The organism is Dactylococcopsis salina PCC 8305 (genome assembly GCF_000317615.1).
Taxonomy (GTDB): Bacteria; Cyanobacteriota; Cyanobacteriia; order Cyanobacteriales; family Rubidibacteraceae; genus Halothece; species Halothece salina.
The window spans coordinates 655433-678128 of the sequence record NC_019780.1 but is presented as its reverse complement, the minus strand read 5'-3'; the positions used below and the strand labels follow the sequence as shown (position 1 = coordinate 678128).

Sequence of the window (22696 nt, the reverse complement as noted above, 5' to 3'; positions counted from 1 at the left end):
TCCTTATCCTAACTTTAAAATGAATGTAGAAAATGAGTGATATTAGCTACCAAAATATAATTACAATTGAACCAGGAAAGCGCAGTGGCAAGCCTTGTATTCGAGGAATGCGAATTACAGTATCTGACATTCTAGAATATTTAGCAGGTGGAATGACTGAAGAAGAAATCTTAGAAGATTTTTCTGAATTAAATTCCGAAGATATTAAAGCCTGTCTTGCTTTTGCTGCCGATCGCGAGAAAAAGTTATTTGTGACTTCTGTGTGAAACTTCTACTAGACGAAAACCTCTCTGATCGAATGATTAACAGGATTATTGATCTCTATCCTGATTCTACTCATGTCAAAACTCTTGGTTTAACAAATACTGATGATGCAATTATCTGGGAATATGCAAAAGCAAATAATTTTGTGATTGTTTCCAAAGATTCCGACTTCTATCAACGGAGTTTACTTTATGGTCATCCTCCTAAGTTTATTTATCTTCGCATTGGTAATAGCCCAACATCCAGCATAATTCAGATTCTCAGAGAGAAATTTGATCTGATTACTCAATTTAGCGAGAGTGAAACAGAAAGTATTTTGGTACTGATTGACTGACAAAAGATTCAAAACGTAGGTTGGGCCCTTGGTTACGAAACCCAACACCAGCAAGTTTTTTAGGTTACACGATCGCGCTTCCCAAACTAGAATAGGACTTTCAGAAGTAGGCAAGGCAAACCCTACAATGTAGTTACTTTCCCCCCCTTATTTAAGCAGGGCTGTTTCATTCTCGGGGTCAAAATTGAAGGCGATTGCGCTCCGCGCACCGATGCGAAGCATCGATCGCCTGAACCTCTTACGGTACGTTCGATCAAAGTAAGGCTTGTAATTTTCCTTAACTCTACCCCCCCCCCGAAATTTTTGTAAAGCCCAGTTTTGAGGAATTTTCAGCCAATTTAAGATAAAAAACAAATTAATGCTCTTATTTACTTTTATTTTCACATTTTTACTCGCGATCGCGCCTTCTCATGTAATCTTTAGTAGGCGATGTTTACCCGACCAGGGTTTCAGTCAACAGCGCGATCGCGGCTAGCTTGAAGTTTTCTAAACTAGAAGAGTGGTAGGGTTTGCCTTGCCCACCCTACAATGTAGTTACTGCAATCATGCTACGCTTAGAATGAAGTCTTTTCAGCCTGACTCAAATGCGTCCCGAAGACATCCGAGAGTTCACTCGCAGACAACCATTTGAACCTTACCGCATTCATCTCACAGGCGGTCAAACTTATGATGTCATTCACCCAGACCAAGTAATTGTTCTAAGGTCTCGTATTATTGTTGGGGTAGGTGGAGAAAATGGAGTTCCTGAACACGCTGAACATATTGCGCTGATTCATATTGTGCGAATTGAAGAGTTAGCAACCCAGATGCAGTAGGGTGGGCAAGGCAAACCCTACAATGTAGTTACTTTTTGAAAAATGGTATTACTAAAATGTTTCTGATATAAAGAAAAAATTAAAAGATAACTGTGCTTTTTATTTGTGTGTTATAATCATCGCCATTCAGGTTAGTTATCATTATGCAGTTAGCAGGTTTAATCATTGCCATTTGATTTCCACCTTTATCGCCTATAGCTTGTATGATTGCTGGTGAAGCAGACAAAGGTTTGCGGTTAATTCTTTGGTTTCTTTTAGGCATAGCTTTATTATTTTTAGGTCAATTATCACCAATTTTTGCTTTTTTTGGTGTTTTTATTTTTCCGTATATTTGGATAAGAGCTATTGTTATTACAGCTTCAGCTTTACAAAATCCTAGCGAGAGAAATACAAATAACCGTTGGGATGAATCAGGAGGCGCACCTAGATAAAAATTATTATCTACAGTCTTGTTTTGTTAAGTTTACGCTGATCATCTATTAGACCTTTACAAAGTTCCTATAAAACCTTAGTTCTGTGAAAAGTAAGTATTTACTATATTCAGCTTGTATATTGTTGGGGTTAGCTTACTTTGTTATTCTGTCTAAGTTTTGTATTGAATTTACACTAAAACTTTACCCGACTATATTACCTATACAATTGTTCTTGTTAAGCGGTGTGGTTTATTATTTAAAGAAGTCTAAAATGTAGTCCTTTTTTTTAAAAGTGGTGAATAACTTCTACTAGACGAAAACCTCTCCGATCGAATGATTAACAATTTACGAGTTATTTGGGATTGCTATACTTGGTAAGAATAACATCAATTGCCTTTTTCGTTAATGTGCAACAGGAGTAAAACCAGTAGTTTCGTAGGGTTTGCCTTGCCCACCCTACCGTCAATGTTGTCACCCAACCTACTTTGAGCTGCTGATGTTAGGTTGTCACCCAACCTACTTTTATTGGTTGTCACCCAACCTACTTTGATCTTGAAATTTTTGACTATCTTCTACAGATAAATTCACTTCTATTTTTTGCTGATTGATTTGATGACTAGCATAAGTTTGATAACGTTTAATTTCTTGGGATAGATTTTCAACGCTTTTCCATTCTTCTTTTTCAACACTTTCTAAGATTTCTTTTTCTTCAGAATTCAGACCATTCATAATATTGAGAATATTTCCTTGTTCAATAGTTTCGTAGGGTGGGCAAGGCAAACCCTACCCTCAATTCAGATTTTATTACTGTAACTTGACTTTTCAAAAATGGAGGGGTGAATGCTGGTTCACCCCAGTAATTAATCCGTTGCGATTTTATTCGTAAATCCAGGTTTTCAACGCGGCTTCCCAACTGGAAAGTTCCGTTTCTTCAAACCAGAGAGAAATCTCTCGTTGTGCGGTTTCTACCGCATCAGACCCATGAATTAAATTCCGTCCAATACTAATTCCATAATCGCCACGAATGGTTCCAGGTTCAGCACTCAGGGGGTTAGTTGCGCCGATAATTTTTCTGGCGGAAGCGACGACCCCTTCTCCTTCCCAAACCATCGCTACCACTGGCGCGGAAATAATAAATTCAACTAAGTTCCCAAAAAAAGGTTTGTCACGGTGAACGTCGTAGTGTTTTTCTGCGAGTTCCCGCGAAACACTCATCATCTTCATTCCGATGAGGTTAAACCCTTTTTGTTCTAGGCGTTTGATGATTTCTCCAGTTAAGCCTCGTTGTACGCCGTCAGGCTTGATCATAATAAATGTGCGTTCCAAGATAATCTCCTTGATGTCTTCACAAAACGATACACCAAAGACAGGTTATATCATTTTGGGAGGTTGTGGTTAGTTAGTTCTTGGAGTTTTTTTGTCCATTGGGCGGCGAGGGAGGTTTGAGTAAAAGGAATTTCTACTTTTTCCCCATTCCTAAACCGAAAACAAATGTTGGCTTTTCCTTGAGGAGGTGATGCTTCTACGGAAACGGGTTTTTGATCAATTTCTAATTGAATCTCGGAAACATCTTTTAAGGAAAAGGTTTGTATCTCTTTCGGTTCGCTGCGAGTGGGTTTTCCCCAGACGATCGTATCGTCTTTTTGACCTAAGACGGCGTAAACATCATATTTTGCTCGATCGAAGCCTTCGGCCCAACGGCGATAGGATTCTACTTTTTGATATTCATTCCAACCGGCATAAGCCAAACCAATAAATAACCCCAACAGGGGAAGCCAGATTAATCCTCTTTCCATCGGTTACTGTTTCAACTCTGAGCGCAGTTTTTCTAATTCTTGATCCACTTCAGCTTGTTGTGCTTCGGTACGTTCTTTTTGTTGCGATCGACTCTGGGATTGCTGTTTCATCTGGTTTAACTCCGCATCAACACTTCCCCCCTGTTCTAAGGATGCAAATTGCTGTTCGATGTCATCTTGTCGCATTTCTGCGGTGGCTTCGGCGGAGGCTTCCATTTCCGTTACTTTTTCTTCCATTTGTTCAAAGGCACTGAGAGAACTTCCTGTGTTTACCCCCTGCATAAACTCGCTGACTCTCTGAGTGGCTTCTGCTGACCGCGCTCTGGCGATATACATATCTTTTTTGTTTTTTGCCTCGGAAATTTTACTTTCTAATTTCCGCATATCGGCTTTTAATTTGTCGATGACTTGGTTTTGTTGTTCCAGTTGTTCTCCCAAACTATCCGCCGTTTGTTGGTAGTTTTGGCGGCGAGTTAATGCTTCTCTCGCCAGTTCCTCATTTCCTTTTTCTAAAGCCAGTTGAGCGCGTTTTTTCCATTCTTCTGCGGTGTTTTTCGCTTGGTTGGCTTGGCGTTCGGTGCGTTTTTGGGACGCGATCGCCTGAGCAACTGCTTGTCTGAGTTTCACCAAATCTTCCTGCATATCGGAAACCGCTTGTTCCAGAATTTTTTCTGGGTCTTCGGTTTTTTGCAGGACACTGTTGATGTTAGCTTTAATGATGCGCCAGAGACGTTGTAAAAAACCCATTGTTTGTTAGTTGTTAAGTCGTTCCTTTAAAAATGATGATAACTTAAAATAGCAAAACTCCCCTTGAGGTGGCTAATCGCAGGGGAGTCATGACTTGGTTTCCAAGATGATTTAATAAGCAAGGGTTTCTAAGGTTTCTCGTAGATAAGTGCGAACTTGCTCGTCAATGTTTTCTTGAGATTCGGTGGGATTGAGTTCGTTTTCGAGTTGCCAACTGCTAAAGCCGGAACTGGCTGCGATCGCGCTTCGTAGGTTTTCCCAGATCGCTTCATCTTCAGAAAATTCTTGTTTTTCGATGGTTGTACTTGCCATAGGACTTCTGCTTTTTTGCATTAATAACTATCTCCACCTCTACCTTAACTCAAATGCTTGGAAAGTTTATGCAACCCACGATACAGGATTAACCGCCTTTCCCACGGTATCAAACCGCAACTTATTTTGAGCCATTGATGCAAAAAATGTATGTTCAGATACAGAAAAGATGAAGCAAAAAATACAAAATTTGAGTCATTCCGGTGATTAAATCGAATCAATAGAGATTATTATTAGATGTGTTACCCATCCTCATTAGGAAAGTTAAGGAATGATGTCTCAATCAAAATCTAAACCTAAAAAAACAACCCTTTGGGATTTACCCCTGTTAAAACCGTTACGAGTGATTACCCGCTCTTTTTCTCCTTACTGGCTTGCTTGTATTCCCTTAACAGCAGTTATTGTGGTAGTTTGGGAAAGCGCCGCCCAAGCCCAAGGTTTTGGCGCACCGGAAACGGTGGAAGAGTTACGAGCCGTACTCGATTCTATTTTCCTGCTATTTGCATCTGTGCTAGTCATTTTTATGAATGCAGGGTTCGGAATGCTAGAAACGGGATTCTGTCGCCGAAAAAATGCGGTTAATATTCTGTCCAAGAATTTGATTGTCTTTGCTGTGGCGACGATCGCATACTGGGCGATCGGGTTTGCTTTCATGTACGGCAACGGCAACGCTTTCATCGGGACATCGGGATTTTTCTTTAGCAATGATCCCACTCCCTATGGAGACGCAGCCTATCCCGATGGAGTTCCCGTTGCGATTTCGTTTTTATTCCAAGTTGCTTTTGCTGCTACAGCGGCGACCATTGTTTCTGGTGCGGTCGCAGAAAGGGTTAAATTTGATGCGTTTTTAATTTTCAGCTTTCTGTTAGTCGCTATTTCCTATCCCATTAGCGGACGTTGGACGTGGGATGGCACCTGGTTAGGTGCAATGGGATTTAATGACTTCGCTGGCTCAACCATTGTCCATTCCGTTGGCGGTTGGGCGGCTTTAGTCGGTGCGATCTTTGTCGGTCCCCGTACTGGAAAATATCGGGAAGATGGAGGTAGTAGCGCCATCCCTGGTCACAATATGAGTCTTGCGACTCTCGGTTGTTTAATTCTATGGATCGGTTGGTTTGGCTTTAACCCTGGTTCGGAGTTGGCAGCGACAGCGAATGTTCCCTATATTGCCTTAACCACTAATTTATCGGCGGCTGCTGGTGGTGTGGCGGCAACAGCGACGGCTTGGATCAAAGATGGTAAGCCTGATTTATCTATGATTATTAATGGTATTCTTGCTGGTTTGGTGGGAATTACTGCTGGCTGTGCGTCAGTGAATTACATCTCTGCGGTGATTATCGGCGCGATCGCGGGCGTGATTGTCGTGTTTGCGGTGACATTCTTCGACAAAATGAAGGTTGATGATCCTGTGGGTGCGATTTCGGTTCACTTAGTCTGCGGTGTTTGGGGAACTCTCGCTGTGGGCATCTTTCATGGTGAAACCAGTATCATTACGCAACTGATTGGAATCCTCGCGATTGGTGGCTTTACGGTTGTCTTTAGTGCCATTGTTTGGGGCGTTTTGAAAGCAACGATCGGGATTCGTGTCAGCATGGAAGAAGAAGTGCAAGGACTCGATATTGGCGAACACGCCATGGAAGCATACAGTGGCTTTGTGAAGGAAGCTGATGTGTTAACGGGTGGTCGCACGGCTTCTATGGGAAGCAAAGGGGGAGAAGTTCCTCGTAGTTCCGAAACTTAATCTCAATCTAGGTGGGCGGCTCCCACAAGCGTAAGAATACGTTAATATACGATATGCAGGCGATCGCCTGCTTTTTTTTTGTTGTTTGATGCACTTTGGAACGAGTTTAAACCATGACCTCTACTGCACCTCGCCGTTATCACATTACAACCTTTGGCTGTCAGATGAATAAAGCTGACTCGGAACGCATGGCTGGCATTTTAGATGCGATGGGTTATCAAGCTGAGGAAGACCCCTATTTAGCTGATTTAGTGGTTTACAACACTTGCACGATTCGGGATAATGCCGAGCAAAAGGTTTATTCTTATTTAGGACGACAGGCAAAGCGGAAACAGAAATCTGCTGATTTAACGTTAGTGGTTGCGGGTTGTGTGGCGCAACAAGAAGGGGAAAAGCTATTACGACGAGTTCCCGAATTAGATTTGGTGATGGGTCCTCAACACGCGAACCGTTTGGGCGATCTTCTCGAACAAGTCCAAGAGGGAAATCAAGTGGTTGCCACTGAACCAATTTATATCATGGAAGATATCACGAAACCTCGTCGCGATAGTGATATTAGTGCATGGGTAAATGTGATTTATGGTTGTAATGAACGCTGCAGTTATTGTGTTGTTCCCAATGTGCGCGGCGTAGAACAATCTCGCACCCCAGAAGCAATTCGGGAGGAAATGGAAACTTTAGCGGCGCAAGGATATCAGGAAGTAACGCTTTTAGGACAGAATATTGATGCCTATGGGCGCGATTTGCCAGGATCAACCCCAGAGGGACGACATAAACACACCTTTACGGATTTACTGTATTATGTCCATGATGTGCCAGGGATTGAACGGATTCGGTTTGCGACCAGTCATCCCCGTTACTTTACGGAACGTTTGATTAAAGCCTGTGCTGAGTTACCCAAAGTTTGTGAACATTTTCATATTCCCTTTCAATCGGGAGATAATGAGATTCTGAAAGCAATGTCTCGCGGTTACACCCATGAGAAGTATCGGCGGATTGTGGATAAAATTCGTCACTATCTCCCTGATGCGGCGATTAGTGCTGATGCGATCGTTGCTTTTCCTGGAGAGACGGAAGAACAGTTTCAGAATACGTTAAAACTGGTAGATGATGTGGAGTTTGATCAGTTGAACACTGCTGCTTATTCGCCGCGTCCCGGAACACCGGCGGCAAACTGGGAAGATCAACTCAGTGATGAGGTGAAAAGCGATCGCTTACAACGGTTGAATCATTTAGTTTCAACCAGTGCGGCGGCTCGATCGCAGCGTTATCTCGATCGAGTTGAGGAAGTGTTAGTGGAAGGACAAAACCCCAAAGATCAGTCACAAGTAATGGGGCGTACTCGCACCAACCGTTTAACCTTCTTTAACGGCGACATTGAACAGTTGTATGGAAAACAAGTGTCGGTGAAAATTACAGACGTGAGGGCTTTTAGTCTTACGGGTGAGAAGGTGTAACGGTGGTTTCTTCTTGGAGGAAATTGATCACTCTTTTCTCGATTTGTTCCGAAGCACAGGCGATCGCGTCATGTCCACAGTTTTCGAGGATTTCTAAACGGGAATTGGGGAGATGATGTTGGAGTTTTTCCCCATGAGAAAGGGGAAACCACCGATCGCGATCGCCCCATAAAATTAAAGTCGGACAGGTAACATCTTTAAGATGATTTTGAACATAAGTAATTAGGTTCGGCTGTTGTTTTTCGATACAATCAATTTCCAGCGCCGCTTGTTGTAAGGTTTGGGTAAAATGCGCGATCGCCCCTGGGTTTTCAATAAAGGGATAGGTTAGCGCGTAAACATCCTCATAGCGACTCATTTCGGGATTTGTCACCACTTCCCGACGGGCGAAACGAACTATTTCTCGCACCACAGGGGCTAACGGTTTAACTAACCGTGAGTGATCAAATTCTCTGACTATTCCCAACGGAACTTGTGCTAAAAAACGCATTCCCACACTGGGTAATTCCTCTGGAAAAACCGCAGCATTGACTAATACCAAACGAGACAAATATTGAGGATCATCGATCGCTGTTGCTAAACTTACTAATCCTCCTAAAGATTGTGCAATTACTGTCGCTGGTTCATCACACAAAGCATCAATAATCTGCGATAATTCCTGCTGTAATTGTGTAATATTCCATCGAGAAGGTTTATCAGAAAAACCATGTCCCGTTGCATCAAAGGCAATTACACGATACTGTTGGGCTAAAATCGGAATCAGTCTGCGCCAACTATAACTCCAGCTTCCGATTCCATGTAAGAAAATAATCGGATGTCCCTCTCCTTTTTCCCCATAAGCGAGGTGATGAACTTCACCTTCGGGGCTGTGAACAGGTAACATTTTGAGTCCTTCTGGAAAAGTATTTTGCCACCAGCTTTTCATCTTTATTAACCTCACCCATTCTAGCAATAGAGAATTGATCTAATTAATCAGTTTGAATTAATCGCAAGTTTAATATAACAAAAAAAAGTACATCTCCCAATTGTCTTAACTTTTTCCTATACGAAAGATAACGTTTTTATAACTTGATTCTAAACTGAAAAGGAATTGTTACAATGACGATATTTGATACGCTATAGCAAGGCGATAAGACTTGTAGATTAATCCCCCCTAACCCCCCTTTGAAAGGGGGGGACAATTCATCTTGAAAGGGGGGGGGCAATTCATCTTGAAAAGGAGGGGAAATTAATCAATTTTTTACATTATTTTTAGAAAAACAAGATGATTTGAGTGATTAAAAAATGAACAAATTTTTATTTATTAGTGATCTTGATAATACTCTAGTTGGCGACGATCGAGCGTTAGAAAAACTAAATCAGATTTTAGATCAGCATCGTCTTGAATACGGAACAAAAATTGTTTATGCCACAGGGCGATCGCTGTTTTTATATCAAAAATTAACCCAAGAAAAATCTCTTTTACAACCAGATGCACTCATCGCAGCCGTAGGAACTGAAGTTTATTTTCATCCTGAAACTGGAGAACTCGATCGAGAATGGGCGAGTTTATTATCTCAAAATTGGCAGCGAAATCAAGTCCTAGAAATTACAGCTAAATTTTCGGAAATAAGACCACAACCAGACTCAGAACAGGGACAATTTAAAGTGAGTTTTAATCTCAATCCAGAAACAGCAGAACCGATAATAAATCAATTAAAAACAGCCTTTCAACAAGAGAACTTAGACGTTAAACTAATTTATAGCGGTAGTAAAGACTTAGATATTTTACCACAAGTCGCCGATAAAGGATTAGCCGTACAATTTTTACAAAATAAATTAGGAATGGACGATGCAAAAACAGTGGTTTGTGGAGATTCGGGTAATGATATCGCTTTATTTAAGACAGGAACACCCAGAGGAATTTTAGTGGGAAATGCTAAACCTGAACTGCGAAAATGGTACGAACAAAATCAGACCAACTACCGTTATTTAGCAAACAATAATTATGCGGAAGGAATTATCGAGGGATTAAGTTATTTCCAATTTATTTAAAAATCTAATAAAATCGGAGCGAATGGTGTTTCGCAGTGACCAGAAAACGTCGTTAAGGTAAGCCTAAAAGTAATGAATTCACCATTAATTGAACTAAAAGGGATTTCTAAAACCTTTGGAAAAACAACAATTTTGAATGAAGTTGATTTAACAATTTATGAAGGAGAAGCACTGGTTATTATTGGCCCTTCAGGAACTGGAAAGTCAACAATTCTCAGAATTATTGCTGGATTATTAGCGCCCGATCGAGGCAAAATTTATATTAGAGGAGAAGAAAGAAAAGGATTAATTGAAGAACATAAAGACGCGATGAATATTAGCATGGTTTTTCAACAATCTGCCTTATTTGATTCCTTAACCGTTGATGAAAACGTCGGCTTTTCTCTTTATCAACGATCGCGCATTTCCCGTGATAAAATTCGTAAATTAGTAGAAGAAAACTTAGAAAAAGTTGGCTTACCCGGAACGGCTGATTTATCGCCAGCGCAATTATCAGGAGGGATGAAAAAACGAGTCAGTTTTGCGCGGGCGATCATGTCTGATCCTGATGATCCAAGTAGTTGTCCGGCTGCAATTTTATATGATGAACCGACCGCGGGACTCGATCCGATCGCCTCAACTGTGATTGAAGATTTAGTCCGTCAATTACAGGATTCTAGTAACACAGGATGTGGCACTTATATCATGGTTAGCCACCAAGATAGCACCATTCGCCGCACCGCCGATCGCGTTATATTTCTCTATGGGGGTAAAGTACAGTGGGAGGGAAAAGTGGATGAAATTGATCTCACTGATCATCCGATGGTCAGACAATTTTTTAGTGCTAGTGTAGAAGGCCCCATTCGTGTTATTGGTAGTTAAAACAAACATTATTAAATAGGGAAATAAATATGCGATCGCGCACCATTCGAGAAGGATCAGTTGGCTTACTAATCATCTTTGGTTTCCTGTTATTTGGGGGAATTTTTATTTGGTTAAGAGGGTTTAGACTGGGACAAGAGAGTTACAAAATTACAGTTACTTTTAACAATGCAAATCGCGTCATAGCAGGTTCACCCGTGCGTTATCGCGGTGTTAATGTCGGAGAAGTTGTTGGAATTAATCCCAATGCGAATGGAGTTGCTATTGATATCAAAATTAATCGCGTTGATCTCAGTCTTCCCCGCGAAGGTTTATTAGTAGAAGCGAATCAATCTGGATTAATTGGGGAAACTTCAATTGATATTTATCCACAAGTTAAATTAGCTTCCGAACAATCTAACATTGACCCGATTAGCGAAGATTGTAACTCACAAATTGTTGTTTGTGAAGGGGATACGATTCCAGGGGAAGTGGGAGCAAGTATTGATTTATTAATCCGAAATACCTCTCAAGCAGCGGAATTAATTAGTGATCCTGAATTATTTAATAATATTAAGGCATTAACTGCAAGTGCGAAGGAAGCAACAGATGGCATTGCGGAAGTGAGTGAAAAATTAGCAGAAATTTCGGGAACTGTCACCGAACAATTAAAAGTTTTAACCGCAACTACCGAACAAACTGGAGAACAATTAGCTTCAACCGCAGAACAAGCGGAGACTTTAATTAATAATCTCGATCGCGTCGTGGTGCAAAACCAAGATAACATTGAAACAGCACTTTTAGAAGTGAGCAAAACCAGTCAAGAATTAAATAATTTAGTCCAAACCCTTTCCCCGACATTGATTAGTATTAATGATGGTTTAGAAGAAGCAGATATTGAAAAAATGGTTAGTGATCTAGAAAGTTTAACCGCTAACGCTGCTGAGGCTTCCCAAAACTTAGAAAGTGCTTCAGAAACCTTGAATAGTGAAGAAAATTTAGTCTTATTACAACAAACCTTAGATTCGGCGAGAGCAACTTTTGAAAACACTCAAAAAATTACATCTGATCTTGATCAGTTAACGGGGAATCCTGAGTTTAGGAAAAATTTAGAAGATTTAGTGGAAGGATTAAGTGAGTTACTCTCTTCAACGGAAGATTTAGAGGAGGAATTAGCGTTAAAAAATGAAAAATCTCAAGATAAGTAGAATAAGGCAAAAGGCAAAAGGCAAAAGGCAAAAGGCAAAAGGCAAAAGGCAAAAGGCAAGAGGCAAAAGGCAAGAGGCAAAAGGCAAGAGGACTGCTATAATTAGAACTGCTTTTATTAGAAATAGTAATTCATGGCAACTCAATTTACAGCAATTCTGAAAAAAGATGGCGATTGGTGGATTGGATGGATCGAGGAAGTGAAAGGGGTTAATGCTCACCGAAGCGACTAAAGAGGAACTGATTGAAAGTTTACGAGAAGCTCTACAAGACATTCTGGAATTAAATCGCGAGGAGGCTCGTAGAGAAGCAATGGACAACTATGAAGAAGTTTTCATTACTACATGAAACGAAACGATCTGATCCGTTTTTACCTAAAAATTTCAGCAACAGATAAAGAAAAATTTGGTAATAAAGGCGAAGTTGCATGATCGCGAGGTGACAAAATCCAACAGAATTTGTAATTTTACTGATTACGGTTAACTGTGATAATATCCCAATTCCCATCAGGGTTAGCTTCAAACGCAATGATCGATCCATCAGCGCTAATCGTAGGATTGCGAACTTGTGCGGCTAAATCAGGGGTGAGATTACGCAACGATCGAGTCTCGCGGTTATAAAGATAAATATCGGTTTGTCCCTGACGAGTTTTCGTAAAAGCAATTAAACGCCCATCTTCAGATACACTGGGATCAGATGCCATTTCATCTAAAGCATTGAGTCCAGGCAGGGAAATTAAAGCTCGATCGCGCCGATCATAAAGATAAACATCCTGAGAACCGTTACGATCGGAAACGAACGCCACATACTGATCCGCAAGGTGAGGGTGAAACTCAGAAGCAGGGCTATTTAACGCCTCTCCCCCTTGAGAAAAAGGGACTTTCACCACCTCTGGATAACCGCCACAACTGGCGAGTAACTGACTCAATATTAATCCTGCGAACCAATTTAAGCTACGGCGTGCCATAAATCCTTGTTCCATCCACAATATCGGGTTCTACATCGGGACCGCGATCGAAAACTTCGATATCCCATTGACCGCGACGAGCGGTTTCAAACACAACATAACGTCCATCAAGGCTAATATTGGGATTTCGCACCCAATGGGGATAAGAATCCGTTAAAATCTCTGTCTCCTCAATAATGCGGTCATAGAGAGCAATTTCTGGGCGACCGTCACGACTGACCAAATAAACTAAATAACGTCCCGTGCGGCTTAAACTGGGGCTTTCTGTGATGACTTTTTCTGAGTTGAGACTTGGTAACGGGAGAAACCGCTCACGAGATAAATCATAAAATAAAATTTGATGCCGACCTTGACGATTCGACACCCAAGCTAAATAACGTCCATTTCCACTCAAAGTCGGTTGCTGATCATTGAAACGACTATTGATTCCTGTGGATTCTTTGGGGAGATCAGGAGAACCACAAGCCGCAAGGAAAGTGAGTAAACCGAGACTGACGGTATAACTCAAACATTGTCGGAGCGCTTTTTTCCTCCTAATAATCAAATTGATCGCTGTCGTTGGGGTCATCCTCATCTTCTAGAGAATCAATGGGTCGATAGTCCACATAATCTTCTTTCGGAGGGGAAGGACGACGAGAAGGGGGTCGAGAGGGAGTCCGTCGTTTTTTGCTTCCTGTGGTGCTGGGACGAGTGCGCGGTTTGCGGGAACGGGGAGGGCTTTCTTCTTCACGGGAACGCGGGGGGAGATAGCCTTCGCTTTCCTCTGGTTCTCGATCGCGTCTCAAAGAGCGATCGCGCTCAGGATAGCGCTCGATCGGTTCATCGTCATAATAATCGTAATCAGGTGTCGAACGACGACTAGAACTCGCAGAAGGTTTCCGTCGGGTGCGACGAGAACTGCTACTTGTGGGACGGGGATTCTCCTCCTCATATCGATCGTTGCGAGGGGGACGTTCGCTCGTTGTTCCCCGTAACCGTCGCCGAGTGTCCGTCGGTTCTTCGTCTTCAAAATAGGGGTCTAAATCGTCAATTTCCGCACGATAGACGCGACTGGTACGCCGCTCTCGATCGACTGTGGGAGCGCTTCGTTTCGCTTGTTCTGTTGTCGCTCCTCGTAAGCGAATCGTCTCCACCCCAAACGCCACCGCCATCCCAGTCAGAAGGAACTGACCGAACTGTAAAATCGGGTCAAGTCGCCAGCCCTGGAACAGTAAAATAAAGCCACAGAGTAACCCCACGGCAGCGAAAAAGATATCTTGATCTCTAGAGAGTTCTGGGCGAAACGAACGCATAAAATATAAAGAAGCCCCTGCAATTGCCAGAAAAATGCCGAGGATACTGGCTGAGTTCAGCCCGAAGTTTACCATTGCTCTGCTCCTTGCTTGGTTTTAGCTTGTGCTGGTCTAGTGTTCTAATAGCTTAATTTTGAAACAATTCGGAGTTTATTGCCATAAACTAGAACGAGTAAGCATACCCATCGTTTCGGTGCATGAAACGAATTAAATATTCCATCTTTTGAGAAACTCTACAGCCATCAATTTTTACCTCAAACCCTTTAGGAGTTGGCGTTTTTACTCTTCCTTTATAAATTCCAGCTCTTACTGTTTTTCGGTTTTTTTCTAGACGAAATTTAATCATGTCACCTGCTTCACAATGAGTATATTTAGTTTTTGGTTTGATCGGTTGATTATCCTTATTTAAAGCGGGAAATCCTTGTTGATTGGCTCTTCTGGCTTGTTTAGTACCATGTCCTTTGGATTCTACAATCAATGGTTGACTGACTAAAAGTTTAATCTTTGAACCAGATTCTCCAACACAAGCTGCATCAATGCTATGAGACTTAGGTAATTCTTGATTGACTCGATTATACTTAGTTCTTCCTCCAGTCCAACATTTAACATGATCACAAAGATTCTTAGCCATCTCGACAATAGCGTACCGAGTAGAGTTGACAGCACTACCAGAATCTAATGGCTTTGGAGCTTCTGCTAGAACTCTTTTTAGTAGGTCTGGCTTTCCAGAAAGAAAATCTTCAACATCCTGATTTCCTTTATTTTGATTACACTCTGGACAAGACAAAGTTAAATTTCCAATTCGGTTCGACCCCCCTTTAGATTTAGGTTTAATGTGTTCTATCTGAAGAGGAGTATCTTGTTTTTCACAGTACACACACTGGCGACCCCACTTTTCAAGGAGATACTCTCTAATCTCATAACCTTGCAATTCTCCTTGTTGGTATTGAACACCACTTATTTCTGGGTTTTCCAGCTTCTGTAAATCAAATCTTACCTGTTCGATTTCAATACAGGTAATGGGGCAGAGCTTCAGAAACTTTTTCACCCAAGTTTCTACCGTTTGTAAGCGGTGACGAAGACTAGGAGCAAGCCACCCTTCAGGCTTTTTGCGGTTAAACCTTTTCTTCCGATAACGGAGATTTCTTGAACGGCGACCTTTTCTGAAATCTGCTCGTTGTTCTAAAGACTTTTTAATTAATCCCCCACGATGTTTGAGTTCCATTCGGAAGATAATTTCTTCTCCACATTGAATCGCAAAACCAGTCCATGTAGCACCAGGATCAATCTTTAGAATATAACTTTTAGTGTTTGGACTCTTTACAGAGATATTCCGAATAATCGTATAAGGGTACATACGAAAAGTAGCTGCTTTCCCTTGACTTTGAAGTCTTCTGGCTTTAGCTGGGTGAATCATATCTAAGGGTTGCTTGTTGGAATCTAGTTGAAAAATATAGTTTTGCATTTCTGCGATCTATCCATAAGGACGTTAAGTCTGCTTTGACAATGCTCACAAGCTTGTTAGTAACCTTTGGTGTTCCACCTGCTAACGGGCGATGTTCCTTGGCTGGAGCTTGAGTTAACCTAAGCCAAGAGCTCGCCCTCTTGACTCGGCTTCGGAACGGCACGTGATAGTTTCCTATCATACCGCTCCTCTCCAAACTACGCTGTATTAACAGAACTTCCCTGTCTAGTTTCCGATTTACGATTTTTCTTGGTTTTCTTTTGGGTTTTCTTTTGCCCCTGATTATCCATTTGTCGTTGTCGGTCTTCTACAGTTTTCTGATGGTGACAATGACGATGGAGTAATTGTAAGTTCTTGTAGTCATCTCTACCCCCTTCGGCTTTGGGGATGATGTGGTCAACTTCTTCTACATCTCCATCCTTAAAGTAAAGTCCACAACGGGTACATTTGCCTTTCTGACGCTTTACCAGAGTAGCAACCCGTTTATATATACCAGGGTATTCCCCCCGACGTTTACTCCAATACCGCCAAGCTCCATCGTAGGGAGTCCTCGTACCCTCGATTTTTATATGTCTTTCAATTGGTGTCCATGCGTGCTTGCGTAATTCATGCTTGCCTGCAACAGGAGAATTTGGTATATCAGAAGGAGTTGAAAAGACCCATCTATCTTCTCTCTTGTCTCCGTTTAACTTATTCTCCTTAGTCAAATGAAAGTATCTTTCTTCACACCATTTGAGGGTTTTATTAGGATGACGGCGTTTAATCCAGCGACGTAATTTGTTATAGACTAAATCATCTATATCGTTAAATGTTTCTTTTGAACAGACTGTTTTGTGATAGTTGCACCATCCCCTGATTATGGGATTAAGTTTATCAATGATTACCTCTTGGGATTTACCTTTCATAGAATCTAACACTGACCTGATAAGAGAAATCGAATTCCGATTATTTTTCTTTCTTCCCTTCCAAGTTTCAGCCCATTGTTTAATGTACTCCTCAAGTCCATGCAGGGCGATGTTTGCCAATAGAGGACTTATCACCCCTCCTTGTGGTGTTCCCTCATTTGTTGGAAACCATTCGCCTCTATCCAAGACCCCCGATTTCAACCAAGCTCGAATTTGTCGAGCCATAATCGGGGTTGTATTCAATTTTTGTAAAAGAACATCATGGTTTATACGGTCAAAGCATTTTGATATGTCAGCATCTAAAACCCATTTGGATTTGCACCGAATTGAACTGAATATTGCTTGTTCCGCATCATGGCAAGAGCGTCCTGGTCTGAATCCGTACGAATTAGGTTCAAATTTAGCTTCCCATTCTGGCTCTAAAGCCAATTTTAGGAGTGCCTGCCTCGCACGGTCTTCCATTACTGGAATACCCAAGCCGCGTTTCTCTTTCCGACCTGGTTTTGGAATCCAGACCCGTCTTAAGGATTCACCTTTCCCTGTTAGGGTTAGGTTTTCAGCAAGGCTTAACCGTTGTTTAGGACTCAGGCTTTTAATCCCATCTATCCCTGCGGTGTTTTTACCCTGGTTATCCTGCGAAATGCGCCGTACTGCTAGGAGTTTAGCGCACCAAGACTTCAACAATAATCTTTGGAGTTTGTGAACTTTAGCCACGTCACCACTTAGAGAAGCTCGATAAATCCGTTTTTGGAGCTTAAACACCCGTATTTCAACCTCTTTCCAGTCAATCTGACTCCATTCCGTCTCAGCCATGAGATTAAACCCAAAGCCTAACCAGAGCATTAAGAAGGTTTTTGTCCGAGCATCACATTTATACTTCAATGAGTCCATAACATTACTCTACTTTCACGTATTATCTTCGTAATCTACAGTGGATACGTCTGCCTATCCTTTACAATCTTTTCATAGTGCGTTTTAACACTTTTGTCGCTAGGTTTGATTATTGTTTTGAATCCGAGCAACTCGCCCTTCGTACTTTTTCCCGTGTGGTTCTTCCCGACTTTATATTGTCGGACGTTCCACCCCAGGAAATCGAACCCTGCTTTTGTTTCATCCGTATCATTCAAGGTGTGGCAAATCCTCGTCTTGCTCTCACTTAATTCTAAGCCTAAGCCATGTAACCATTGTTCAATTAGCGTTTTCGCTTGTTGGATGACGGATTTATCCTTGTGAAGAACAACGAAGTCATCTGCGTACCTGATTATGGAGATACTCCAACGGTTGTCCCGTTTACCTCCCTTCCAAGTTTCAGCCCATTGTTTTATGTACTCCTCAAGTCCATGCAGTGCGATGTTTGCCAATAGAGGACTTATCACCCCTCCTTGCGGTGTTCCCTCATTTGTTGGCATCCAATCACCTCTATCCAAGACCCCCGATTTCAACCAAGCTCGAATTTGTCGAGCAATCGTCGGGGTTGTATTTAATTTTCTTAAGAGAACATCGTGATTTATACGGTCGAAGCATTTACTAATATCCGCATCTAGTACCCATTTCGATTTTTGTTTAACGCTTAAATAGATTGCTTTTCCCGCATCATGGCAAGAACGTCCTGGTCTGAACCCGTACGAGTTCGGTTCGAATTTTGCTTCCCATTCTGGCTCCATAGCCAATTTGAGAACTGCTTGCCTTGCTCTATCTTCCATAACAGGAATTCCCAAGCCGCGTTTTTCCGCTTTACCTGGTTTCGGAATATACACTCGTCTTAAGGCTTTACCCTTCCCTGTAAGAGTTAGGTTTTCAGCAAGTTTTAACCGTTGTGAAGGGTTTAGGCTTTTAACTCCATCCACCCCTGCGGTATTTTTACCTTGGTTATCCTGCGAGATTCTCCGCACTGCTAGGAGTCGGGCATTCCAGGACCGCAACAATAATCTCTGGAGTTTGTGAACTTTAGCCACGTCACCACTTCGAGAAGCTCGATAAATTCGTTTTTGGAGCTTAAACACATTAACTTCCACTTTCCCCCAATCAATTTCACTCCATTTGGAATTCTCCATAAGAAGAAGTCCGAAGCTCAACCAACACATGAGGAAGGTTCTTATTTCTGCGCTACATTCATACTTCTTTGAGTTCATAACTTCTACACTCTACTTCATTTCATTATCTTTGTAATCGAAAGTGGCCACGTCTGCATATCCTTCTCGTTAAAGAAGGCATTTGCTTCTTGACCAATCCTACCCTCGTTCTACCCGACAAATGCGTCAGAGATTGCGTCCCGACAGACTACTTGAAGTATCGACCAACCCCAAGAGTATAGACGAGGGTTACTTCGTTCCTAATTTCCATTGTTCGAAACCTTAGCCCCCTACTATCCACCGAGCAAATTTGGAGATGTGATGTAATTCATAGCATAATTACATCCTCTTGCTATGAGCATATTTCGCTCCCTGCGAACAGCCTTTACGCAGGTTGCTAATTACGATGATTCATACATAGGTTCGTTTACTAGGCATAGCCTCTTGCTAGGGATTTACCAGTTTAGGCTTCCAGCAGTGACCCCTTTTAACCCTGCTTCATCCTCAAATAGTCAATTCTATAGATGAGGGTTATGCTGTCCTCTCACACCCTGAGAGGGATGGACTTGAATTAACGGGTTTAATTACCCTACCTGTTTCTTAGCAGTTGCTCCACAGGCTCTCACCAACATGGAAATCAAGTTGTCAAGGTTTAATACCCCGAAGGGTTCTAACCATGCTTTGGCTTATACTCCTGAGTTCAAGGGAACTCCAGCGATTTCACCAAAAACGAATCGCACACTAAGGTTTAGCACTCACTCACACCTTGATTTTAATCGTTGCTTCAAAAATACAAAAGCAGCCCAGAGGAGTGCTTCCCCCGGACTTGCATTAATGATCACAGAAGGAATTGTCGTTTTAGGAACGACGAACGCGGTCTTTTACACTAATGAAAACCAGTGCGACAGTCGCTGGAATCACAACGATTAAAGTTCCCGCGAGTAAGCTATAGAAAAAGTTTGCTAAAGATGGTGTCATGGTTATGATTATTCTATGGTTGAATCTAATTGCTTAGGGAAATCATCCCTATGCTACCCTACTACGATAGCAAAACCAGATCATTAGTCCGTTTTCGCTCGATCGAGCAGTAGCATTCGCATTTATTAATAATTTTAATAATTTAAAAATGGAAACATCAACAGTCATCAATTGGAGTTTAGGAATATTTCTCGCCGTAATGACGGTTTTATTCATTTTCCGAATCGTTCTCACTTGGTATCCCCAAATCAACTTAAAACAATTCCCCTATAGTCTCGTCGCCTTCCCCACAGAGCCATTTTTAGCTCCCTTACGGAAAGTGATTCCTCCCATCGGCGGGGTTGATATTACTCCCATCATTTGGGTCGGTATTTTTACCTTAATTCGGGAATTGTTACTAGGACAACAAGGACTCCTCACCTAGGGTCTGTTGAAAAAGTCCATTGGTTGGTTTAGTAAGGCAAGAGGCAAGAGGCAAGAGGCTTGCATGCAAGAGGCAAGAGGCAAGAGGCAAGAGGCAAGAGGCTTGCATGCAAGAGGCAAGAGGCAAGAGGCAAGAGGCAAGAGGCTTGCATGCAAGAGGCAAGAGGCAAGAGGCAAGAGGCTTGCATGCAAGAGGCAAGAGGCAAGAGGCTTGCATGCAAGGTGCGTGACGATTGAACAATCAATGAACTTGCATTTTTACCTGAACTTAATCGCCTCAAATCCTTATTTGGTAAAACTTTCAGTTTCCCAACAGCAAACCCTCACCTAGACAAATTCCCCCCTTTCAAAGGGGGGTTAGGGGGGATAACAGAGAAAAACTGATTGGTGTTGGGTTTCGTAAACTCCACCCAACCTACTTTTTATTTAATCCAACAAGGTCAGAGAACGTTGAACAAAATTCTCCGCCGTTAAGCCATTAATTGCCATCACTGCGCCAGCACTGGCTGCGGTTTCTCCTCGTTTCCAAGCAAACGTATCTCGCGGACAATGGCTGCGTAACATCACGGGTTCCAACATCGCACTCGAACCACCTGTCACCGCAATTAACGCTTCACCGCCAAATAACTGCTGAAATGTAGCCTCATCCGCAAAACCGCCATCGGCTTCAGCGCAGCTTTCCCAAGCCGTATCTGTGGGACGATAGAGACGACGAGGACTGATTACAGCGACCACTTTTGAACCAATGCCTTGTTTTTCTAATTCTGCGGCTGCTTCTAAAACAGGCATTAACGTCATATCACCAATGACCGCAAAAACAACCGTTTTTTCCCCTGGGGTTTCTTGTAAAACAAACGCCCCTTTCTCTAACGCCTCCTCCGTTTGTTGGAAGGTACTTCGCACGGGTAAAGGTGATTTAGAAGCTGTAATTGTCACCCCTTTATTTTTCGTTCCTAACGCCCATTCATAACAAACTTGAATACTATTGGCATCACAAGGAAAAAGCGGGAAAATGTTTCCATTTCGCATCATCCCAGCAAAATAGTTTTCAATTTCAGGACGTTGATGCGTCCAACCATTACGCCCTTGTTCTAATGCCCCTGCTGTGAATAAAGTAATGGTAGAAGGGGTGGGACGGCGTAATTCTGCCATCGCTTGCGTAACCGTTTGCCATATCGGCAGCCCATTCACGGCAAAAGATTCATAAGAACACCATAAAGACCGTCCTCCCATCAAGCAACTCGCCGCTGCTAACCCAGCACAAGCATCTTCACTCAAAGGTTCATAAACTTGTCCTTGGGGTTGTTGGAAATAAGTTTCGTCTGCGGTAGGGTGAATAATTTTTAGTGCTTCATTGATGTTATTAATTCCAGAGGCGGCATTCCCATCGGCATTGGAAACGATAAAGTTCGCTTCTTGTTTCCCCACGTGAGCCACTAATGTTCCCATTGCAGTAGTTGCAACTTTTTTGTCTCCTCCCACTGGATATTCTGATTTGGGTAACGTTCCTAAGTCTGCTACGGGTAATACTTTCTCCGTGACAACGGTTTTCGAGGCGGCTCCGCCTCCCGCGCGGCTGTAGTTGGTGCGAACTAATTCCCATGCTTCTGGGGTTAATGCTCGTTCTTTTAAGGCGTTGACAATATAATCTTTCTCCACAGTATCCCCTGGATAAAGGTTATGAGATTTTGCCCCTCGTTTGTGAACTCCTGTTCCTTTTAGTTGTTTAATGATTAATATGGTTAGTTTCCCATTGAGTGCTGATTGGGCGGCTTGGGCAGTGTTTTCTAAAACCGCTTCAGTAAAGGCAAGACGTTGTTTAAAAGAGAAGAGACTACTATCGACATAATCCCCAGTTTGGTTTGCATCATCATAGTCTTTGGCATCGACTAGGATGATTTCTTGGAAGTCATTCCCTTTGAAATATGCGATCATCTCCTCGTTACTTTTGGTGGAGATCATGCTGTGATGTTCTTGGGAGTAACCATTCCAAACTAAAATCGGAAGGAAGTTGGTGACATTGGGATAAGCGGTGTGGAAGTGTCCAATGCTAGACATGATATAAGGTTCGCCTAATCCCCCATCACCAATGGTTACAGGGAAAAGAGTGCCAGGGTTGAGTTTTGCCCCTGCCATGGCGAAATGTTGTCCTTGTCCTAAGGGGCCAGCAGGGCTGAGGAGTCCTGGAATTTGTCCAGAAAGGTGTCCCAGTAGTCCGTGAGTTTCTCGGAATCGATCGCGCAACTGTTGGACGGTTTCGATTCCCATCTCCTCTAGGGATCGATCGAGGAAAACATTACTATAAAACCCAGGGGCATGATGTCCGACTTCTGTAACAATATTTTTATATCCCAACATCACCAACGCTGCGATTCCTTCCGCGACACTGGCAAAACCCCCCGGATGTCCTGATGATTTGGATGCGGTGATTTGTAACGTTAAGTAACGGAGAGCATCCGCTGCTAACAAAGTTTGATAAACTGCCCTCGGATCATTGGGAGACTTGATTTTTGTTTCTCCCGCTTCGATCGCTGCCTCTTTGCCATAGGTTTCAAATTCTGGAAGTGTGTCTGCAAAATGTTGGATTCCTTGACAAAATGTCGGAATTGCGTTAGCAACTGTCATTTTTATTAAA

At 42.3% G+C, this 22696-nt stretch carries 26 protein-coding genes and 1 pseudogene; 13 read left to right on the top strand and 14 right to left on the bottom strand.

Annotation, left to right across the window (positions count from 1 at the left end; translation table 11 throughout):
* Positions 1–41 precede the first annotated feature (41 nt).
* The 4 genes from DACSA_RS03440 (at position 42) to DACSA_RS20185 (ending at position 1844) form a co-directional block, all read left to right on the top strand.
* Complete coding sequence (locus DACSA_RS03440; protein WP_041235663.1) at positions 42–266, top strand: DUF433 domain-containing protein; 225 nt, start codon at positions 42–44, stop codon at positions 264–266.
* Positions 263–598, top strand: a complete 336-nt coding sequence (locus DACSA_RS03435; RefSeq protein WP_041235291.1) for a DUF5615 family PIN-like protein — start codon at positions 263–265, stop codon at positions 596–598. Before DACSA_RS03440 ends, DACSA_RS03435 begins: the two co-directional genes overlap by 4 nt.
* A 584-nt stretch (positions 599–1182) precedes the next feature.
* Positions 1183–1413 carry a hypothetical protein gene (locus DACSA_RS03425; RefSeq protein ID WP_015228438.1) on the top strand — a complete coding sequence of 77 codons (231 nt, stop codon included), beginning with the start codon at positions 1183–1185 and terminating at the stop codon, positions 1411–1413.
* Positions 1414–1616: 203 nt separating this feature from the next.
* Entirely contained in the window at positions 1617–1844 is a 228-nt protein-coding gene (locus tag DACSA_RS20185) for a hypothetical protein (protein ID WP_015228437.1), read from the top strand.
* A gap of 504 nt (positions 1845–2348) precedes the next feature.
* On the opposite strand, the gene DACSA_RS03415 is transcribed toward DACSA_RS20185, so the two are convergent.
* From DACSA_RS03415 to DACSA_RS03395, 5 genes are all read right to left on the bottom strand, one after another.
* Positions 2349–2555, bottom strand: a complete 207-nt coding sequence (locus DACSA_RS03415; RefSeq protein ID WP_041235288.1) for a hypothetical protein — start codon at positions 2553–2555, stop codon at positions 2349–2351.
* A gap of 147 nt (positions 2556–2702) precedes the next feature.
* Positions 2703–3152, bottom strand: coding sequence for a nucleoside-diphosphate kinase (gene ndk, locus DACSA_RS03410; protein WP_015228435.1), 450 nt, complete (start codon positions 3150–3152; stop codon positions 2703–2705).
* A 50-nt stretch (positions 3153–3202) separates the two neighbouring features.
* On the bottom strand, positions 3203–3622 hold the full coding sequence (locus tag DACSA_RS03405; RefSeq protein ID WP_015228434.1) for a hypothetical protein: 420 nt from the start codon (positions 3620–3622) through the stop codon (positions 3203–3205).
* A gap of 3 nt (positions 3623–3625) precedes the next feature.
* Entirely contained in the window at positions 3626–4369 is a 744-nt protein-coding gene (locus DACSA_RS03400; protein ID WP_015228433.1) for a PspA/IM30 family protein, read from the bottom strand.
* A 111-nt stretch (positions 4370–4480) separates the two neighbouring features.
* Positions 4481–4681: a hypothetical protein gene (locus DACSA_RS03395; RefSeq protein WP_041235287.1), complete on the bottom strand. Its 201-nt coding sequence runs from the start codon at positions 4679–4681 to the stop codon at positions 4481–4483.
* 271 nt (positions 4682–4952) lie between these two features.
* Between DACSA_RS03395 and DACSA_RS03390 the strand changes: the two genes are divergently transcribed.
* Together DACSA_RS03390 and miaB are read left to right on the top strand one after the other, a co-directional pair.
* Complete coding sequence (locus tag DACSA_RS03390) at positions 4953–6422, top strand: ammonium transporter (protein ID WP_015228431.1); 1470 nt, start codon at positions 4953–4955, stop codon at positions 6420–6422.
* Between the two features lie 113 nt (positions 6423–6535).
* Complete coding sequence (miaB, locus tag DACSA_RS03385) at positions 6536–7879, top strand: tRNA (N6-isopentenyl adenosine(37)-C2)-methylthiotransferase MiaB (protein ID WP_015228430.1); 1344 nt, start codon at positions 6536–6538, stop codon at positions 7877–7879.
* Here the strand turns inward: miaB and DACSA_RS03380 are convergent.
* Positions 7860–8804: an alpha/beta fold hydrolase gene (locus tag DACSA_RS03380; protein WP_015228429.1), complete on the bottom strand. Its 945-nt coding sequence runs from the start codon at positions 8802–8804 to the stop codon at positions 7860–7862. The two genes, miaB and DACSA_RS03380, sit on opposite strands and share 20 nt — an antisense overlap.
* 359 nt (positions 8805–9163) lie before the next feature.
* Here DACSA_RS03380 and DACSA_RS03375 point away from each other — a divergent pair, with 359 nt between their 5' ends.
* The 5 genes from DACSA_RS03375 to DACSA_RS22415 all read left to right on the top strand — a co-directional run bounded on the left by DACSA_RS03375 (position 9164) and on the right by DACSA_RS22415 (position 12307).
* Entirely contained in the window at positions 9164–9913 is a 750-nt protein-coding gene (locus DACSA_RS03375; RefSeq protein WP_015228428.1) for a sucrose-phosphate phosphatase, read from the top strand.
* 72 nt (positions 9914–9985) lie between these two features.
* Complete coding sequence (locus DACSA_RS03370; protein WP_015228427.1) at positions 9986–10774, top strand: ABC transporter ATP-binding protein; 789 nt, start codon at positions 9986–9988, stop codon at positions 10772–10774.
* Positions 10775–10803: 29 nt separating this feature from the next.
* On the top strand, positions 10804–11961 hold the full coding sequence (locus DACSA_RS03365; protein WP_015228426.1) for an MlaD family protein: 1158 nt from the start codon (positions 10804–10806) through the stop codon (positions 11959–11961).
* The gene (locus DACSA_RS20180; protein ID WP_041235286.1) at positions 11939–12121 is read left to right on the top strand and encodes a hypothetical protein; all 183 of its coding nucleotides are present in this window, start codon (positions 11939–11941) and stop codon (positions 12119–12121) included. The genes DACSA_RS03365 and DACSA_RS20180 overlap by 23 nt, the downstream gene beginning before the upstream one ends.
* Before the next feature lie 51 nt (positions 12122–12172).
* The gene (locus DACSA_RS22415; protein WP_269544682.1) at positions 12173–12307 is read left to right on the top strand and encodes a hypothetical protein; all 135 of its coding nucleotides are present in this window, start codon (positions 12173–12175) and stop codon (positions 12305–12307) included.
* A gap of 118 nt (positions 12308–12425) precedes the next feature.
* On the opposite strand, the gene DACSA_RS03350 is transcribed toward DACSA_RS22415, so the two are convergent.
* The 7 genes and pseudogenes from DACSA_RS03350 to psbX all read right to left on the bottom strand — a co-directional run bounded on the left by DACSA_RS03350 (position 12426) and on the right by psbX (position 19638).
* Positions 12426–12926 (bottom strand): TolB family protein, encoded by a 501-nt coding sequence (locus DACSA_RS03350; RefSeq protein ID WP_015228425.1) that lies wholly within the window; start codon positions 12924–12926, stop codon positions 12426–12428.
* On the bottom strand, positions 12913–13494 hold the full coding sequence (locus tag DACSA_RS03345; protein ID WP_015228424.1) for a TolB family protein: 582 nt from the start codon (positions 13492–13494) through the stop codon (positions 12913–12915). The genes DACSA_RS03350 and DACSA_RS03345 overlap by 14 nt, the downstream gene beginning before the upstream one ends.
* Complete coding sequence (locus DACSA_RS22700) at positions 13460–14293, bottom strand: Ycf66 family protein (RefSeq protein WP_015228423.1); 834 nt, start codon at positions 14291–14293, stop codon at positions 13460–13462. The genes DACSA_RS03345 and DACSA_RS22700 overlap by 35 nt, the downstream gene beginning before the upstream one ends.
* An 88-nt stretch (positions 14294–14381) precedes the next feature.
* Positions 14382–15683 (bottom strand): RNA-guided endonuclease IscB, encoded by a 1302-nt coding sequence (iscB, locus tag DACSA_RS03335; RefSeq protein WP_015228422.1) that lies wholly within the window; start codon positions 15681–15683, stop codon positions 14382–14384.
* Between the two features lie 197 nt (positions 15684–15880).
* Positions 15881–17479, bottom strand: coding sequence for a group II intron reverse transcriptase/maturase (locus DACSA_RS18775; protein ID WP_015228421.1), 1599 nt, complete (start codon positions 17477–17479; stop codon positions 15881–15883).
* A gap of 59 nt (positions 17480–17538) precedes the next feature.
* A pseudogene (locus tag DACSA_RS03325) lies at positions 17539–18720 on the bottom strand (reverse transcriptase domain-containing protein); the annotation flags it as partial.
* 798 nt (positions 18721–19518) lie between these two features.
* The gene (gene psbX / locus DACSA_RS03320) at positions 19519–19638 is read right to left on the bottom strand and encodes a photosystem II reaction center X protein (protein WP_015228419.1); all 120 of its coding nucleotides are present in this window, start codon (positions 19636–19638) and stop codon (positions 19519–19521) included.
* Positions 19639–19786: 148 nt separating this feature from the next.
* On the opposite strand from psbX, the gene DACSA_RS03315 reads away from it, so the two are divergent.
* Positions 19787–20062 (top strand): YggT family protein, encoded by a 276-nt coding sequence (locus tag DACSA_RS03315; protein WP_015228418.1) that lies wholly within the window; start codon positions 19787–19789, stop codon positions 20060–20062.
* Between the two features lie 6 nt (positions 20063–20068).
* Complete coding sequence (locus tag DACSA_RS03310) at positions 20069–20392, top strand: hypothetical protein (protein ID WP_156800634.1); 324 nt, start codon at positions 20069–20071, stop codon at positions 20390–20392.
* Positions 20393–20487: 95 nt separating this feature from the next.
* On the opposite strand, the gene DACSA_RS03305 is transcribed toward DACSA_RS03310, so the two are convergent.
* A complete protein-coding gene (locus tag DACSA_RS03305; RefSeq protein ID WP_015228417.1) occupies positions 20488–22686 on the bottom strand; it encodes a phosphoketolase family protein in 2199 nt (732 codons plus the stop codon).
* Positions 22687–22696 lie beyond the last annotated feature (10 nt).

Excerpts from the sequence above, each read along its gene's own strand:
- DACSA_RS03425 (WP_015228438.1), top strand. The coding sequence starts at position 1,183 with ATGCGTCCCGAAGACATCCGAGAGTTCACTCGCAGACAACCATTTGAA.
- DACSA_RS20185 (WP_015228437.1), top strand. The coding sequence starts at position 1,617 with ATGATTGCTGGTGAAGCAGACAAAGGTTTGCGGTTAATTCTTTGGTTT.
- DACSA_RS03415 (WP_041235288.1), bottom strand. The coding sequence starts at position 2,555 with ATGAATGGTCTGAATTCTGAAGAAAAAGAAATCTTAGAAAGTGTTGAA.
- DACSA_RS03405 (WP_015228434.1), bottom strand. The coding sequence starts at position 3,622 with ATGGAAAGAGGATTAATCTGGCTTCCCCTGTTGGGGTTATTTATTGGT.
- DACSA_RS03400 (WP_015228433.1), bottom strand. The coding sequence starts at position 4,369 with ATGGGTTTTTTACAACGTCTCTGGCGCATCATTAAAGCTAACATCAAC.
- DACSA_RS03395 (WP_041235287.1), bottom strand. The coding sequence starts at position 4,681 with ATGGCAAGTACAACCATCGAAAAACAAGAATTTTCTGAAGATGAAGCG.
- DACSA_RS03390 (WP_015228431.1), top strand. The coding sequence starts at position 4,953 with ATGATGTCTCAATCAAAATCTAAACCTAAAAAAACAACCCTTTGGGAT.
- miaB (WP_015228430.1), top strand. The coding sequence starts at position 6,536 with ATGACCTCTACTGCACCTCGCCGTTATCACATTACAACCTTTGGCTGT.
- DACSA_RS03380 (WP_015228429.1), bottom strand. The coding sequence starts at position 8,804 with ATGAAAAGCTGGTGGCAAAATACTTTTCCAGAAGGACTCAAAATGTTA.
- DACSA_RS03375 (WP_015228428.1), top strand. The coding sequence starts at position 9,164 with ATGAACAAATTTTTATTTATTAGTGATCTTGATAATACTCTAGTTGGC.
- DACSA_RS03370 (WP_015228427.1), top strand. The coding sequence starts at position 9,986 with ATGAATTCACCATTAATTGAACTAAAAGGGATTTCTAAAACCTTTGGA.
- DACSA_RS03365 (WP_015228426.1), top strand. The coding sequence starts at position 10,804 with ATGCGATCGCGCACCATTCGAGAAGGATCAGTTGGCTTACTAATCATC.
- DACSA_RS20180 (WP_041235286.1), top strand. The coding sequence starts at position 11,939 with ATGAAAAATCTCAAGATAAGTAGAATAAGGCAAAAGGCAAAAGGCAAA.
- DACSA_RS22415 (WP_269544682.1), top strand. The coding sequence starts at position 12,173 with ATGCTCACCGAAGCGACTAAAGAGGAACTGATTGAAAGTTTACGAGAA.
- DACSA_RS03350 (WP_015228425.1), bottom strand. The coding sequence starts at position 12,926 with ATGGCACGCCGTAGCTTAAATTGGTTCGCAGGATTAATATTGAGTCAG.
- DACSA_RS03345 (WP_015228424.1), bottom strand. The coding sequence starts at position 13,494 with ATGACCCCAACGACAGCGATCAATTTGATTATTAGGAGGAAAAAAGCG.
- DACSA_RS22700 (WP_015228423.1), bottom strand. The coding sequence starts at position 14,293 with ATGGTAAACTTCGGGCTGAACTCAGCCAGTATCCTCGGCATTTTTCTG.
- iscB (WP_015228422.1), bottom strand. The coding sequence starts at position 15,683 with ATGCAAAACTATATTTTTCAACTAGATTCCAACAAGCAACCCTTAGAT.
- DACSA_RS18775 (WP_015228421.1), bottom strand. The coding sequence starts at position 17,479 with ATGGACTCATTGAAGTATAAATGTGATGCTCGGACAAAAACCTTCTTA.
- psbX (WP_015228419.1), bottom strand. The coding sequence starts at position 19,638 with ATGACACCATCTTTAGCAAACTTTTTCTATAGCTTACTCGCGGGAACT.
- DACSA_RS03315 (WP_015228418.1), top strand. The coding sequence starts at position 19,787 with ATGGAAACATCAACAGTCATCAATTGGAGTTTAGGAATATTTCTCGCC.
- DACSA_RS03305 (WP_015228417.1), bottom strand. The coding sequence starts at position 22,686 with ATGACAGTTGCTAACGCAATTCCGACATTTTGTCAAGGAATCCAACAT.